Below are 16,116 nucleotides of genomic sequence, written 5' to 3' on the forward strand. Positions count from 1 at the left end.
GCTCACCACCCCACCCAGGAAGCCGGCGCGCTCCTGTAGGGCACCAGCTCGAAGCTGCGTTTGTACGGGTCTATGCGAATGTGGTAGTAGCGATCCTGGGGAATGTAGATATAGGGAATTTCCTCTTCCTGCCGTGACAGGAAACGGGAGAGGATCATGCGGTTCACGGCCCTGTGGCCCACGATCATGATGTTTTCGTCATAGTTGCCCAGATAAAAAACCTTTTTCAGGCCCCGCACGACCCGCTCGGCCATGGTGGCATAGCCCTCGCCGCCGGGATACACGTAGCGGTACTTGTCGGCGGCACGTCCCCTCGCCACTTCCGGCATTTTCTGGCGCGCCTCCTCATAGGTCAGCCCTTCGCAGACCCCGGCATGGATCTCGTTGAGCTCGGGCAGGGCGATGATGGAACAGGGCTCCTGCCGGGCAGCGATGGGCCGGGCGGTTTGCAGGGTACGGCGGTGGTTGCTGGTAAAGATGATGGGAATCCGCACGGTGGCAAAGTGCTCGGCCAGGGCTTCGGCCTGTTCTTCGCCCCTGGGTGTCAGGCTGGAGTCGCCGCCGATGCGGTTTTCGGTATTGTACACGGTCTCGCCATGGCGCACCAGAAAGAGGTTGCGCACCACCCGGGTGGTGATGATGTCGCGGATACGGTCGTAATAGGGCAAAACCTCGCTGATCTGCTCCTGCAGGATGCACGAATCAAAGGAATCGACCAGAATACGGTTGGGTTCGTCGGACAGCGGTTCGTAGATCTGCTCGTAGTAGGCAATACGCTGGCCAAAGTTTTCGAGCGCCTTCTCCCGGGGCAGATCCTGAAACTCGGGCAGCGCGGCCTTGCGTTCCAGATTGGCGGCCAGGGCCTCTTCGTCGGCGTTCAGGCATTCGACAAAGCACAGGGGAACAGGGGCAAAGGCGGCCATGATGCCGGCCCGGCGCTCCCTGGTGATATTCGTGGCATCGAGGATGGCCACCTGGCCCTCGCCGGCCAGAAAGGCCTGGGCCGCCTCGATGTTTTGGCGTGCGATCTCTTCCCGCATCTGCAGGCCGAAACTGTTGGCCGGCGAGAAAAAATCGGCCGTGCTGCAGCTCGCCCCGGATGCCATCTGACGGCGCAGCTTGCCGTTGTTGAACACCTGCACCCTGACCCCATCCTGCTCCAGGGTGCGGCCCAGTTTACGGGCCATGGTGGATTTTCCGCGGGCCGGCAGACCCACCATGGCGATCACCAGTTTTGCCTTCATGTTGCCTCCTGCGTACGGGAGCGCATGCGCTGAGATGGCCCATCGGGATGCCGCCGGAGGCCCAGAATCTGCAGAAACGCCCTGGCATCGACCTGATCCGTCACCGTCACCTTGCCCAGTGCGCTCGGCATCACCCAGAAAAGCCGCTGGCCGGCCATTTTTTTATCTGCCTGCACAAAAGCGGCAATGCGTTCCGCCGCAATCGTTTTGGGGATGGCCGTGGGCAGGCCGTAGGCGCTCAGCAGGCCGGCGATTTCCTCGCGGAGCGCCGGCTGGGCAAAGCCCGTGCGGACTGCCAGGTCGGCAACCGCCACCATGCCGATGGCCACGGCAAAGCCGTGCAGCAGGGTAAAGCCCGAGGCCGCCTCCACCGCATGACCAATGGTGTGGCCGAAGTTGAGTACCCGCCGGAGGCCGCTTTCCCGCTCGTCCGCCGCCACGACCCCTGCCTTCAGCGTGCAACAGAGCCTGATCACATGCCTCAGGCAGCCTGCGTCCAGCGCCAGGATCTGTTCGCGCCGCTCTGCCAGGTAGTGAAAAAAACCGGCATCCAGGCTGACGCCGTACTTGATGACTTCCCCCAGACCGGCCAGCAGCTCATCGTGGGGCAGGGTCTGCAGCAGCTCCGTGTCGATCAGCACCAGGCGGGGCTGGTAAAAGGCGCCCAGGATGTTCTTGCCCAGGGCGATATCCACCCCGGTCTTGCCGCCCACCGAACTGTCCACCTGGGCCAGCAGTGAGGTTGGCACCTGCACAAAGGGGATGCCGCGCATGTAGATGGCGGCCAGAAAACCGGCCATATCGCCGCTCACGCCACCGCCCAGGGCCAGGATGGCGTGGCTGCGGTCAAAGCCTTTCTGGAGCATATGGCCGGCCAGCGCTTCTATGGTCGCAAGGCGCTTGCCGGCCTCGCCCGCCGGAAAGGTGAAGAGCTCGCCGGAGAGCCCGGCCGCCTGCAAGGCGGCCAGCACTTTCCCGCCGTAGAGGGCTGCCACCTGATCGTCGCTGATGACAGCATAGCGCAGGGACTGGAGCCGGGCGCGCAGGTAGGCCCCCAGCCTGGGCAGAATGCCGCTGCCAATATGAATGGGATAGGCCCTCTCCTGAAGGCCCACGGTAAGCGTCTCTTCCATAGCTCCTCCCAATGCCTGCCGGATCAGGCCCTGGAGCCCAAACCGGCGCGCTGTTCCGCACGATGCGCAGGTCACGTCATCCGGTCTGGAAAGTACACAAAAAAAAGGGATTCCGCCAGATGGCGGAATCCCTTTTGTTCTCGGGACAGGAACACTTACTGCATCTTGTCGCCGGAAGCGGCATGCTGCATCTTGATCTCGACCTTCTCGGTCAGGCCTTCATAGTACTTGCGCAGAATGACCAGAACTTCGTCGCGGCCAAAGTGATCCGGCACTTCCAGACCTTCGGAGAGCATCTTGCGCAGCTTGGTGCCCGACAGGATGACCCGATCTTCCTTGGTATGCGGGCAGGTGCGCATGGAGGCCATGCCGTCGCATTTCTTGCAGTAGAAGGTCCAGTCGATCTTCAGCGGCTCGCAGAGCAGATCCTGACCCGGCTTGCCGGTTTTCGGAATGCGATCGAAGATTTCCTGCGCCTCGAACAGGCCGTAGAAGTCGCCGACTCCGGCATGGTCACGACCGATGATCATCTTGTTGACGCCGTAGTTCTGACGGAAGGTGGCGTGGAGCAGGGCCTCGCGCGGGCCGGCATAGCGCATGTCCAGAGGATAGCCGGCGCTGTACACGTTTTCCTTGACAAAATAGTGATCGATCAGGGTTTCAATGGCCTGGATGCGCACTTTGGCCGGGATGTCGCCTTTTTTCAGGTTGCCGATCAGGGAGTGAATCAGCACGCCGTCGCAGACCTCCACCGCAATCTTGGCCAGGAACTCGTGGGAACGGTGCATCGGGTTGCGGAGCTGCAGGGCGGCGACATTGGCCCAGCCGCGCTCGTCGAACATCTTGCGGGTCTCGGCAGGCCGCAGATACACGCCCGGATACTCTTTCGGGTACTCGCCTTCGGACAAAACCTTGACCGGGCCGGCCAGATTGACGTCCTTCTGGGCCATGACCATCTTGACGCCAGGATGATCTTCCAGGGCAACCTTCCAGAACTTGTCGTCAGCGGAATCTTCACCATGACCCTTGAAGACCTGCTCGCATTCCCATTTCTTGTCGGCCTCGGTCATTTCATACTTCTCTTCGACCTTCATGGTGGCGTAGGTCTCGCCTTCGCGAACCAGGGCGATCTCGTCGCCGACCTTGATGGCATCGGCGTCGGCTTTGGAGACATCCAGTGTAATGGGCACCGGCCAGAAGGTTCCGTCGTCCATCTGGAATTTTTCGCAAACGCCCTTCCAGTCGGCCTTGCCCATGAAGCCGGTCAGCGGGGAAAAACCGCCGATGCCCATCATGATCAGGTCGCCCTTGGCGCGCGGGCTGATCTCCACCTGCTTCAGACCCTTGGCCTTCTTCAGTTCGGCCTCGCGGGCGCTGCCCTCAAGCAATGCGCAAACCAGACCCTTTCCCCCGTGTGGTGCAACCAACTTGCTCATGTGATGTCCTCTCTAGTGGTGAGTTTGTGAGAGCCGCCTCCAGTGGCCCCAAAGGCAGCCGATAAACACAAATCGCATAATGGGGGGAGAGGCTAGTCTGAGCCGGAAATAAAGTCAAGCAGAAAAACCAATGGCATGCATCAGTCTTTCTGATGCATGCCATTGGTCAGCTTGCGCTGCGGGCAAAAAGGCGGCTTCGACAGAGCTGTGCCCCTGGCGGGTCGCTGCTCAGGACACCGCTAGTCCATATTGTCTTCCTCCCAGGAAATACGCCCGGAGCGTACTCCCTCCGTAGTCTTTGCCTTGACGGCCTCGATGCTGCCGGTTGAAAGTTGGGTGTTGACTGTAACCGTGTTGTTACCGCCATCCTTGCCGGCAGAGATCGATATGCCTCCTGCGCTACCCGAGCCCAGCAGTACAAAGGTTTTCGCCAAATAACGCACCACCCCGTGTACATTAACAGTCTTGGCACCCAATGTGAGTGTTTTCGGGTTGGCGGTGCCGGTACGGTAATCCAGACCGTACAGTGCGCTCTGGCCCAGACCTTTGCAGGGGTCACTACTTGGCTGAAAGACTGTGGAGAAGAGCACGCCGCCGGCCAGCGCCGAGCGGGTCAGATTTCTGGTACTTGGCGCCCCGGCTGCATGGCTGATCAGGCCTGGAATTTTGCGTTTCCATCCCGCCGCCTTGTTCACCGCTTCACCCAGCAGCTCGTTAAAGGTAGTCAGTGTGCCGGATGAACCCACGACTGTCGAAGTCAGTGCACCGTCGCTGTAGACATCGACCCCGGAAACATCCAGCAGATCGGCATCCAGTACCGGCAGCGCAGCGCCAGTGCTAGCCGCGTTGGCTTTGTCTTCCGCCGTGGCCAGCGGGTCCTTGATGCCATAGAGATAATGCTCGTCTGCCGTCAGCTTGTCCAGCATATTCCAGTAACGGCCTGTGCCGAAGTAGATCCACTTGTGGCGCTTCTTGTCGATGCCGGCCAAAGGCTGAGCAGATACGGGCAGGTTCGTTTTCAGGAAAGTGTTCAGCGTCCAGCCCGACATGTCGGCCCTGTTGTTGAAGTCCAGCTTCAGCAGTGCGCCGCTGTCCGCGCTGTTGTTGGTTGCATTCTTTTTGCTGGCGTCAGAGGCCACCACACCTATATAGGCTGCATCGCTCTTGAAATCGAGCTGCCAGTCCACGACCGAGGGATTGCCGACAAAGCTGTTGGCAATCCGGGTATCGCAAGCCAGTACCTTGAAGTCGGCTCCGTTCCTGATGGGCTGCACCGAACAGCCGTTGGGCACTGTCGAAGGCGTCACTCCGGTCTGCGTGCGGAGCTGACTCAAATCAAACAGATACACATGGGCATTCTGGCTGCTGGTATAGTCAATTCCGGTCGGCCCACTGCCCAGAAGCAGATACCAATCGTTGCAGGCCGAGCCGTTGCAGGTGGTGGCGCTGCCCCGATCCTGGAAAGCTACCGCTGCCGGATACATCGTGGTAAAGGTGGCGTCGGGCAGAGGGATCTCGCCCAGCAGGACCGGTGGCTTTTCCGGATTGGTCACGTCAAAGACTACATAGGCCGAATGGGTATAGTACGAGGGCGAAAAGCCGGTCAGCTCCATGCTGCCTCCGCCCCGCCCCATGCCCACGACCAGCAGCGTGCCCCAGCCATTAGGGTGATCCGTATCTTCGGAGAAAATCCGGGCGTCAAAGATACGCGGCTGGCCATCCACATACGAAACATGGGTAGTGTTGGCACCGTACTCAGGGGCTTTCAACCACTGCAGGTGCGGCAGCAGATTGCCCGGCGCATAGGCCCAGAGCTCGGCACCCAGCGGGTGCTCGACCGCTGCCGTGCCGTCAGGCGTAGTGCCGCTGACCGAATACTTCATCAACGTCTGTTCCTTATCAGTGCCTGCCTCAAGGGTCTCGGTCGTATAGAAACCACCGTTGAAGGCATGCAGCAGGCCGTCGTTCGCCCCTGCATAGACCACCGTACGCCGGTCCAGGTAACGGGTGCGGAAGGCGCGGTATGTCCTGTCACCGTAAATGATGTCAATATTTTCCCGCGGCGTACCGACAACCGCCGGTGAGGAGTGCATAACGTCGCCCAATCTCAGGATGTGGCTGGGGCTGGTACCGTCCGCCGCAGCTGGTATGGTTCTGGTTCTGGTGCCACTGATCTCCTCGCCGCGCACATAGTTGATAACGTCTTTGGCTTCCTGCAGATCAGCCACATCGAAGAACTTGAGCGCGTCTGAGGCGCTAGTCAGCAGTCCGGTTTCAAAAGGCAGGTACTCGCCGCTGTCCACCTTGCCGTTCCTGTTGCTGTCCACCCAGGTCATGATGTAACGGCCCGTTTTGGCGGTGGTATTCCATGTGCGGTTGGTGGTCACGGTCACGCCATCCAGGTAGAGCTGTTTCTCGGCGTTCCAGATGTAGCTGACATTCTCAGAATTGATGGGTATGGATTCATAGCTGGCAGCCTGCACCACATCGCCTGCCGCCAACCAGGCCAGTTTCGGCGTGACCGTAAACGTCTTGCTGCCCGAATTGGCCAGCGTCAGTGGCGTGTTGCTGGTCCCCGTCCTTCCTTGGCTCAGGTTGGTCACACTCCAGGAATCAATGTTTGTACCTGCCGTCCCCTGCATATTGTAGGAAGAAAAGCGCGCCATCGTGCATCCGGTCAGTTCTGAACCAGGTTCCGAGCTCACAACAATGTCGCTTTGGGATGTAAAGTTGTCCAAGGTGAGATCAATGCCTGAGATAGCGCCGCTGCCACTGCCAGCCAGGCATTCCACCTGCCAGGATTTGAACACACTGCCATTTGGGCCCACCCGCCGCTTGGTTTCCAAGGTGATGGTGGTCGGAGCAATGGTGCCAGCAGCAGTGATGTTACCATCTGCATCGTAGGTGGGTGCCACCTTCCAGTTGACCAGCCAGTCGCCCGCAGGTTCTAGGGTAATCGTCGCGCTCGCGCCACTGGTAAAAGCCAGGCTTGAGCTGGTGGTGCCCCGGCCCGCACCGGCTGCCGTGGTCACATACCACTCCGAGGCTGTGACCCCGGCCGGGCCTTTGCTCACGTCGTCGATGGTGATATTGGCCACGCCGGTTTCTGGGTTGTAATCCGTCACCGTGGCGCTCAAGCTGTAGGGTTCCAGGGTCAGTGTCCCTTCGTTGGCGTCATAGGTGATGTTACCTTCCATGGAGTTCGGCACCATCAGCACCTGACCGGTGCTGGCGTCAAAGGACTCGACCACGCCCTGCATGGAGTAGGACGTGAAGGCATCAGGAGTGGTACTGGCCAGAATTCTGCTTGTCAGTTTTTCGCCGTTATAGGTGGTCTCCACTATCTGGTCCACACAGTAGTCATCCAAGCGGCCATTGGGCACGCAGATGTCCGCCAGGTTTGTCGGGGTTTTCAGGCACAGCCCTGTGCTAGGATCAACGCCCAGTTGTCCTGCGATTGGTGTGCAGTCCTGCCGGTTGTGGCCGGCGCCATCCGACCACAGGGCCTGCACGGTGCCAAACCAACGCAGCTCCTGATCATTGCCCACACTTTTTCGGGGCTGATAGTGCGACTGGTAAATCGCGCCCTCACCGCTACTGCTGCTGGGCGCCACCGCCGCAGAGGTTCCTGAGGCGACCTGATCCAGCAAGGCGTCAAAAACTCGGGTCAACGAGTTTTCCAGCTCCTGCGGGTTGGTCGCGTAGAAATAGTTGTCCGGAATGCCATCGCTGCCAGTGCCACCGGTGGCGTTGTTCTGTGTATCCCACTTGCTGCTGTTGTCCGGCACCCGGCTGTCCTGCGGGTTGTTCTTATCATACTTGAATCCGCCGTACTTGGCCGCATACCATAAAGGTGACTCCAACTTTTTGGTCGCAGAGGTCCTCACTCTGTAGGTCTTGCGGGATGGGCCCTGCACAGAGCAGGTCGCAAAGGCTCCGTTTTTGGGGGTGCATTTACAACCGCCAATACCGTTTCCGGCACTGCAGTTTGGGTACCCGGCATCAACCCTTTCCTCGCGTACATACTGATTCATACCGCTGTGGGCATGGAAACCGTCCTCCGTGGTGCCACTGATGACATAGCCCAGGGCCATCTGGGGGCTGCCGGTCTGGCCATGCACCTGGGTGGTCATGGCAATGGTGCCGGCATCGGCATCGTACTCGTAGTTCATGGTGCCCCACATGTCCATGTCGTAGTCACCGCCCTGCTCGCTATCCTCCCAGTTGACATAGGTCTTACCCATTACCTTGTTGCCCACGATCTCCTCGGACACAATCTTGAAGTCCACAATAGCGCAGTTGCCCGTTCTCTCGCCGTAGATCATGCGGCAGGCTGGCATAATGGTAATGCCCGATTTACCGCTGGCACTACCGTGCAGCGGCTGGGGTACCTCCACAATGGGCAGGCCCGAGGCCAGGGCCACGCCGTAGGTGTTGACGTTCTGCTCATCCGGGATGTTTTGATTGACATCTGCCACGTGGGCGTAGTAGGCGAGACCTGCCAGGCGGTAGGAACCAAAGAGCCGCGGGGCCTCCGGGCAGAGACCACCGGCGCTGCCCAGTGAGGTCAGGGTTTTGGAGGTACAGAGCTGGTTGTTGTCGCCGACATCCGGGTTGCTGGGGTTGTAGGGCGTTTCCACGCTCCGCTGGCCAAAAAAGTAGTCAATATTGTACAGACCCTCGTGCGTGCCGACTTCATCGCTCATGGCGACCGTGTTTTTGTTGAAGGCCGACCCCCAAAGATCTGTGGGTTTGAAGGCAGTGCTACCCTCGGTATCCAGGTTGTCAGCGTCGTAGGAAAGCACGCTGGAGTTGAAGGCCAGAACATGCAACTGAGCGCAGTAGTCCTCCTGCGGCAGCCAGTTGCGGTCATAGCTTTCTGGCGCGGGCAAGCCTGGGATAACGCCTGCGTCCTTTGTCGTCGTATATTCGTTGATTACGCCTTTGTCACCCATGTAGCTGATGGCCTGGGCAAAAATTTCCGCAAAGGGGTTGCCCCAGTTGCGGCAGCGGCCATCCGCAGCAATCTCCCCCTTGGCGGTCAGCAAATAGGTACAGTTGTCCCCACTGCCGTAGGAGTTGCCGTAGTTGTAGAGAAAGCCCACTGGACGGTAAAGACTCCAGGCATTGATGATGCCCTCTCCGGTGCTCGGATTGCCCGGCCGGGTGCTGGCAAAGCTGGCCACCTTGGGAAAGGAGCCATCCGTATTGACATTCACTTCACTCTTCAGGCTCTTGATGTTGCGCACCAGCGTCCCGCCCTTGGTGTGCTTGTGATAGGAACCAGCGATCATGCCAAAGAAGATGCTGTCACTATCGCCGTAGCGCTGCAGGAGGCCAACGGGCTTGTAGTTGTCGTCACTGGTACCGTTCAGGCCGTCCAGACCGGGGTAGAGCTTGCACTTCTCCTTGGTACTGCCGGAGATCGCCGCCACCTCGTCACTGTCGATCAGATTGGGCACACAGGCCTGCACCCGCACGGTGTAATCGCCCTGCCCCAGTCTTTCCTCCCACTTCGGGGCATCGCGGTAGGCGTAAATGCCCGATCTTGACTCATCGTTATAATTGGACGTATTCTTTTGATTGTGGTAAGGCGAGCCATCGTACCAAACGAGCTGTACCAGCGAGCCGGATGCCCAGAGGGAGTAATTGCCGACCACAGTCTTCAGAACCGGTGGATCCTCCACCTTTTCCGAATATCCGCTATAGCTGGGCGGCACATCTGTGGTATTGCCGAAGGTGACGCCAAGCCGCTTTGACTTCTTCGTATTGCCGCAGGCGGACAAGTGTTCGTCATCACAGTAGTAGTACAGACCGCCAGCGCTCACAGGATGCGTGCTGCTTGCCAGCTTGAAGGGCGTCAACTTGGGCAGGTCGGCTCCGGAGTAGTGCTTGGCCCAGCTGTGCGCGTCATAGGGTAGATAGGTCCGCTCCAGCACGGTTTCGGTGGGGCTGTCGACGCGGCGGTGACCGCCAAAGAGGATCTTGCGCACAACATCGATCCTCGCCATGGTGGCCCAGTTCAAAAAGTTACCACTCCAGTAGTTGTCCGCAGCGCCGGTACAGTACTTGTCGGTGGTAAAGCTTTTCGGCACAAAGCGACCCTTGCCTGTATCATAGTCGTAGCACTTGTAGCTGTCAAAATAACCGTAGTAGTTAAGAGCGTTCTTGTAGGTGGTGTCGTTGCTGCCATCCTTGTCCAGATCGTTGAAGTCGTTGTAGGCCTTGAAAAAGAGCTGGTGGTCGTTGGATGTCGCGATCATCAACCTTGGCACTGCACCTTGCTGCACCAGATTGACCGGCATGGTGTTGAACTCAGTCATGCTGTGTTTGGCACTGGCCTGTACTGCAGTGGATGACAGGACACAGAGCGTCAGAGCACCGAGCAGTCCGAGCACTGCTTTTGCCAAGCCAGGACGCAAGGGGCTGTCGCACGAGGCAGCGCCCGAAGCTCCAGTCAGAATATTTGATTGTTTTCCGAAGAGTTGCATGATTTCCTCACTGGTTATTGTGCATATGGGGCCAACTTCGTACAATCAGGTTTGCCTATGGTCTGAAGCACGGAGCTGTTCAAGCGCCAGTGCGTGGTGATCTCCGACCTGCTGCCCTGCAGCCCTCTGTGCTGTGACTTGATGGTGTAAATGCGGTGTTGGGCTCCGGCACTCCCTACCCCAAAGCCTTCATAGCCGGAAAGCTGCAACATACCGGTTCCTGCACTGGTCTTGGTTGTATAGTAGGCCAGAATGTTCGTGTGCGGCCTGCCCAAGTCGCCCAAATCGCCCTCGGGAAAATACTGGATGGCATAGTTTGTATCCGAAACGGCTTTTTCTTTTTCGGTCTTGAGTTCGTCTTCGTGCACATCGAAAAAGCTCTTGCTGGAAAACCTGAGCAGTTGCCCCACCCTGTTGCTGCTGAATCCGCCAGAGGTGGTGGTGCAGACGGCGTTGGCATAGAGGAGACGCTCGGCAAGCTGGGTGCCGCTGTCCGCTTCGTAAAAAGTTTTTTTGTGCGTGCGGTCATTGCTGGCGATGTGCACATCGAAAATACTGGTTTGCGAGGCCCAGACGCCCAGAATGGTCAAGAGAATCAGCATCACCAGAGCCAAGACCAGCACAAAACCCTGTTCTGATCGATGGATTGCAGAAAATCCTGTCATGTCTCCCACCTAGATATTGTCATTCTTCAGCAGATCAAAGACCACCGGCCGCCGCGATCCGGGGGCATTGTCCTGGGTGTGCGCCCGGATTTTTTTGATGCCCTTGATGGGAAAATCCTCGACCACGTTGTACGTCATCGTGAACCGGCGATCCTCGGTTTTTCGCCAGTGGTCGGCCGTATTCTCGGCAACATTATCCAGGCCAAAGTTATCGGCAGACACGCCATAGTTGGGGTCTGTAGCGCTGGCATTTTTGTACTTCCTGATAGGCTTACCGTCTTTTCTCTTCGATATCAGTTCATCGTTGTAGATCAACTGCAACAGCGTCTCCAACTGGGAGGAGGAGTAGTTGGCCGCCTGGCTGAGACTGCCGGCAAAATAATTGGTGCGTACAGATGAAATTTGCATACTGTACAGGGCAAAAATACCGATGGACAAGATGACCATGGCCACCAGCACTTCGATCAGCGTAAATCCCCCATGATCGGTAAAGTGATAATTGTTTTGCATATTCACGTTCTTCATAGATTCATATTCCTCAACTGTATCGTTGCAATGGCTACTCGCCTGCGGTAATGGCCTTGCCTCTTATCTGCCTTGATTTTGTTGACATATTTCGTCCATTCGTTGTTTTTGTCGTGTACCTTAAAGGTAGAAAGCTTCGAAGCAGGGAGAAGCGTATCCATATCACCGTTAAAATCCGGATCCGGAAAGGGGGCCCGCATCAAAAGTGAAACGGTTACTGCCTTTATCCTGGCAAGATTTTTGCCTGCGTGTGCGGGATCGACATACCATCGATCGTCTATCAGATACATGAACTCCAGCGCTTCTATGTTGTTGGCCACCGGCTGCGGCCCGCCGCCGGCACCGCTCTCTCGGGCCAGGGCAGGCGGAGGAGCATCGGGGGGATACGCGGTCACCACCCCCACCCGGTTGGGATCGTACTTGGCGGCGATGCAGTAGGTCAGATCCTCGTCCAGCGTGGTGTCATCCGCCCCGGAAGCGGTTTTATACTTGCGGTTCAGGGTAAACTGCAACAGGCCCGGCTGCGCCTTGACGATACCGGCGCCCGCTTCGCCGGTAGGATCAAAACCCGCCATGCGCACCTCAGAGGTGATCGTGACCATGGCAGCGCGCACATTTTCCTGCAGTTCGACCAGTTGCTCCTGCGCGTTCTGCGTCCGCGACTGTGTCCGGTAGGCGAGAAAAATGGCCGCGCCAACAAAGGAGGAAATCAGGAGCGCCATAAGCAGTTCCACCAGGGTAAAGCCGGCCCGGCCAGTCAGCAGCATCCGCACGCCCTTTTCTGTTGTTCTCTTCTTTCTCATAGTCTTCCTCGCTCACTCGCCGCTTCCTGTAGAGCAGTTATACTTGTCGGCCAGCCGTATCCGGCCCGTCATGGCCAGCACGGCATAGACATCGCGTTCCTTTGTATTCGTCAGAGCAATGCACCCGCCCTTAGCCTTGGGCATGCCATTGGGTTTGAAAACCACCTCTTCCAGACTACTCCTGCCCTTACACATGGCCACAAAAGGCGGAAAGTCACCTTGGAGGATATTTATTTCCCCACCACCATCCGTATCGACGTAAGATACCCGAAAGCTGCCGCCCTGGCCGTGGCCTCCTGCCGGTATAGAACTCCCACAGGTCACCGGCGTCAATCTGACCGTCACCGCAGTGTTGCGCTTGACAGCTTCCATTTTCGCCTGCATGAGCGCCTGGTACACTGTCCGCGCCCCTTCCCGCAGACGGACATTGGGCAACACGGCCATTAAGGCGGGCGTGGCAATCGCTGCTATAATGCCTATAATGGCAATGACCGTAATCAGCTCAACCAGCGTAAACCCTTTTCTGTTCATCCCGATGCGTCCTCGCCTGTTCATGTCTCTTGCCTCTCCTCGTCAATTCTGTACGAATTTCGCATCAATATATGATTTCTAAGCAAGATGCGTTCCTGTTGGAAATCCCTCCTCGAGAAACGACACAACCCCCGAAAAATACATTATTTCTGCACTACAAAAACTGGGACGCCATCGCCTTGCCCCCTCAATGGCAATATGAAACTCTGCGCTGAATGACACTTATTTTATAAACTAAGTTAATAATGGGCAGGTCCATGCATTGCCGCAAACCGCATACCAGCATGGCAAATTTCCCCGTGCAGGCTTACTCCGACAGCACTTCCTGCCCGGCGCCGGTGCCAAGCCCATAGAGCTTGATCTTGCTCAGGAGCGCCGGATAGCTCAGATCCAGCAACTCGGCGGCCCGGCTCTTGTTGCCGCCGCAGACATCCAGGGCCCGGCCGATCAGGCGCTTTTCCACTGCCCTTTTGGCCTCTTTCAGAGAAAATGTGCCGAGCACGTCTTCCACCCGGCGCTCCCGGTTCTGCGCACCCAACTGGGCCGGCAGGTGTTCCGGCAGAATGGCGTGGCCATCGGCCAGAATGATCGCCCGTTCCAGAGCGCTTTTGAGTTCGCGCACGTTGCCGGGCCAGTTGTACGCCATCAGCCGGGACTGCGCGGCGGGCGAAAGGAACATGTCTTTCCTCTCCATGCTCCGGCCCAGGTGCCCCACGAAATGCACACTCAGGGGCAGAATATCCTCAGGGCGCTCGCGCAGGGGCGGGATGTGAATGCTGAACACGTTCAGGCGGTAAAAGAGGTCCTCCCGAAAGCGGCCCAACCGCAACAGCTCCGCCATGTCGCGGTTGGTGGCGGCCAGTACGCGCACCTGCACCCTGCGCGGCCGCACCGCGCCCAGCCGCCGCACCTCGCCCTCCTGGAGCACGCGCAGCAGCTTGACCTGCAGCTCCATGGGCATTTCGCCGATTTCGTCCAGAAACAGGGTACCGCCGTCCGCTGACTCGAAGAGGCCTTTCTTGTCCCGGTCCGCACCGGTGAAGGCCCCTTTCACGTGGCCGAAAAACTCGCTCTCCAGCAGATCCGCCGGCACGCCGCCGCAGTTGACCGCCACAAAGGGCGCTTCCTCGCCCCTGCCCAGGCTGTGGATGCCCCGTGCCACCAGCTCCTTGCCGGTGCCGCTCTCGCCGGTGATCAGCACAGTGGCCTCAAAACGGGCCACCCTGGCAGCCATCTGAAAAACAGCCCGCATGGCCCCGCTCACCCCCACCATGCCGGCAAAGGCGCTGTCGCTGTCCAGGGCCTGCAGTTTTTCCCTGAGGCGGCGGTTTTCCTGCCGCAGGCGCTCCCGCTCCTGCGCCTTGCGCAGCACGAGCAGCACTTCTTCCAGCCTGAAGGGCTTGGAGATATAATCGTAGGCCCCTTTTTGCATGGCCTCTATGGCCAGATCGGCCGTGCCGTAGGCCGACATGACGATCACCGTGGCTGCGCTGCCGTTTTCGGCAATATGGTCCAGCAGTTCCAGCCCATCCATGCCGGGCATGCGCACATCGGAGAGGATGTAGTCGAAATCGCGGCGGGCCATGGCCTCCAGCGCTGCGCTGCCCTCGGCCGCACAGGTCACGGCATAGCCGTTGCGGGTGAGCAGGGCGCCCAGCATGTGGCGCATGTGGGCTTCGTCATCAACCACCAGAATACTGGCCTGCTCTGCCGTCTTCTGTCTCGCCGCGGTGTCGCTGCCGGTGTTCATGGCTCCCCCTGCCCGGCCACTTCGGGAATATCCTCTGCCGCCCCACTGGCTGTCCTGGCCAGCGGCAGCATAATGTGCAGCGCCATGCCGCCCTGCTCGCGGTTTTCGGCCGCCATGCTGCCACCCATGGCCTCGACCAGCGAGAGGGAAACCGAGAGTCCCAGCCCGGTGCCGGCCCCGGGTGCCTTGGTGCTGAAAAAGGGATCGAAGATCTTGCCGGCATGCTCGGGCGCAAGCCCAGGGCCACTGTCTGCCACACAAATATCCAGCCAGTTCCTGCCCTCCCGCTCCACATTGCGGGTGCCGATCTCGATGCTGCCGCTGTCCGCGGCGGTGGCGCGGATGGCGTCCACGGCGTTTAGCAGGCCGTTCAGAAGGATCTGGCGCAGCGTGTCTCCGGAGGCCTCCACGCTGTCCTCTTCCGCCTCCACATGCAGAACGAGCGCAATGCCCCTGAGCATGGCCTGGGGCCGCATGGCCCTGGCAAATTCCGTCACCAGGGGGTTGACCGCCACCGGCGCCAGCACCAGATCGCCGTGGCTGCGGGCAGTCTGGAGCAGGGTGCTGATCAGAACGTGCATGCGCCTTGTTTCCTGCAGGGCATTGGTCAGATACTCTGCCCGCTCCTCAGGGCTGCAGTCCCCTGCCTGCAAAAGCTCCAGATAACCCTGCACCACACCTAAGGGATTGCCGATTTCGTGGGCCAGCCCGGCTGCCAGCCGACCCGTGGCCGCCAGCTTTTCGGTACGGATCATCTCCTGCTGGTTGGCCAGCAACTGCCTGTTTTTCCGGGCCAGTTCGGCTGCCGCTGCCCGCAGGGCGGCCCTGTCCTGTTCCAGACGCCGCAGCATGCGGTTCAGATTGAAGGAGAGCCGGTGCAGTTCGCCCAGTTGCTGCTCTTCGGGAAAAGGGTGCGGCTCCAGCTCGCCTGCACACTCGGCCGTGGCCACCAGCTTTTCCAGGGGCCGCCGGATGCGGCGGGAATAGCTGAGCCAGGCCAGGGTCGTGAGGATCAGCGTGTAGAGGCCAATATAGGCCAGCACAAAGTACTGGGCCCGCAGCACCTGCCGAAACACGGTCCGCGAACCCTCCCGCTCGGTGATGATCAGTTGCTTCGGGAGTTGATCAGCTCTGTCCCGCAGCAAGTGCACCGCGAAAAGGCCGTTATGAGATGCGAGCCTCAGGGGCGAGAGGCTGCCTTCCGGAGATGGGGCCAGGTGGGCAGGCAGGGGACAGCTTTGCGCCAGAACGCGCTGGCTGACTTCGTCCAGCAGATAGAGACAAAAGGCGCCATCAGGCGACACACGCTCCAGCAGCGGCCCGGCGCTCTGCCCGCCTGCCAGAGGAACGGCAAAACTGTTCAGGATGTCCTGCATTCGGGCAAGACGGGCCTGTGTCGCCTGATAGTACCAGAGCGAGGAGACGAAAAAATCGACCAACAGCATGGCCAGCAGGAGCAGGGTGCCGGTCATCAGGGTCGCCTGGGCGCTCATGCTGCGCAGCCACATCTTTCCTTCACAGGTTAAGGTGAAAAGAGG

10 protein-coding genes are annotated in these 16,116 nt (G+C 59.2%); all 10 read right to left on the reverse strand.

Features of this window, described 5'->3' with window-relative positions:
- Window positions 1-2: 2 nt before the first annotated feature.
- The 10 genes from CAY53_RS11360 to CAY53_RS11405 all read right to left on the reverse strand — a co-directional run bounded on the left by CAY53_RS11360 (window position 3) and on the right by CAY53_RS11405 (window position 16,086).
- Window positions 3-1,244: a bifunctional nucleoside/nucleotide kinase/histidine phosphatase family protein gene (locus CAY53_RS11360; RefSeq protein WP_104937193.1), complete on the reverse strand. Its 1,242-nt coding sequence runs from the start codon at window positions 1,242-1,244 to the stop codon at window positions 3-5.
- Window positions 1,241-2,377 (reverse strand): 3-dehydroquinate synthase, encoded by a 1,137-nt coding sequence (gene aroB, locus CAY53_RS11365; RefSeq protein ID WP_104937194.1) that lies wholly within the window; start codon window positions 2,375-2,377, stop codon window positions 1,241-1,243. Before aroB ends, CAY53_RS11360 begins: the two co-directional genes overlap by 4 nt.
- Window positions 2,378-2,532: 155 nt before the next feature.
- Complete coding sequence (gene sat, locus CAY53_RS11370) at window positions 2,533-3,813, reverse strand: sulfate adenylyltransferase (RefSeq protein WP_104937195.1); 1,281 nt, start codon at window positions 3,811-3,813, stop codon at window positions 2,533-2,535.
- 239 nt (window positions 3,814-4,052) lie between these two features.
- The gene (locus CAY53_RS11375; protein ID WP_104937196.1) at window positions 4,053-10,136 is read right to left on the reverse strand and encodes a pilus assembly protein; all 6,084 of its coding nucleotides are present in this window, start codon (window positions 10,134-10,136) and stop codon (window positions 4,053-4,055) included.
- A gap of 182 nt (window positions 10,137-10,318) precedes the next feature.
- Window positions 10,319-10,969, reverse strand: a complete 651-nt coding sequence (locus CAY53_RS11380) for a pilus assembly PilX family protein (protein ID WP_104937197.1) — start codon at window positions 10,967-10,969, stop codon at window positions 10,319-10,321.
- Window positions 10,970-10,978: 9 nt separating this feature from the next.
- Entirely contained in the window at window positions 10,979-11,494 is a 516-nt protein-coding gene (locus CAY53_RS11385; protein ID WP_219842670.1) for a type IV pilus modification PilV family protein, read from the reverse strand.
- Entirely contained in the window at window positions 11,491-12,297 is an 807-nt protein-coding gene (locus CAY53_RS11390; RefSeq protein ID WP_104937198.1) for a prepilin-type N-terminal cleavage/methylation domain-containing protein, read from the reverse strand. The genes CAY53_RS11385 and CAY53_RS11390 overlap by 4 nt, the downstream gene beginning before the upstream one ends.
- 12 nt (window positions 12,298-12,309) lie before the next feature.
- Complete coding sequence (locus tag CAY53_RS13055) at window positions 12,310-12,828, reverse strand: GspH/FimT family pseudopilin (RefSeq protein WP_181040297.1); 519 nt, start codon at window positions 12,826-12,828, stop codon at window positions 12,310-12,312.
- 307 nt (window positions 12,829-13,135) lie between these two features.
- Window positions 13,136-14,578 (reverse strand): sigma-54-dependent transcriptional regulator, encoded by a 1,443-nt coding sequence (locus CAY53_RS11400; RefSeq protein WP_104937199.1) that lies wholly within the window; start codon window positions 14,576-14,578, stop codon window positions 13,136-13,138.
- Window positions 14,575-16,086: a sensor histidine kinase gene (locus CAY53_RS11405; protein ID WP_104937200.1), complete on the reverse strand. Its 1,512-nt coding sequence runs from the start codon at window positions 16,084-16,086 to the stop codon at window positions 14,575-14,577. Before CAY53_RS11405 ends, CAY53_RS11400 begins: the two co-directional genes overlap by 4 nt.
- Between the last annotated feature and the right edge of the window lie 30 nt (window positions 16,087-16,116).

This window comes from Desulfobulbus oralis (genome assembly GCF_002952055.1).
Taxonomy (GTDB): domain Bacteria; phylum Desulfobacterota; class Desulfobulbia; order Desulfobulbales; family Desulfobulbaceae; genus Desulfobulbus; species Desulfobulbus oralis.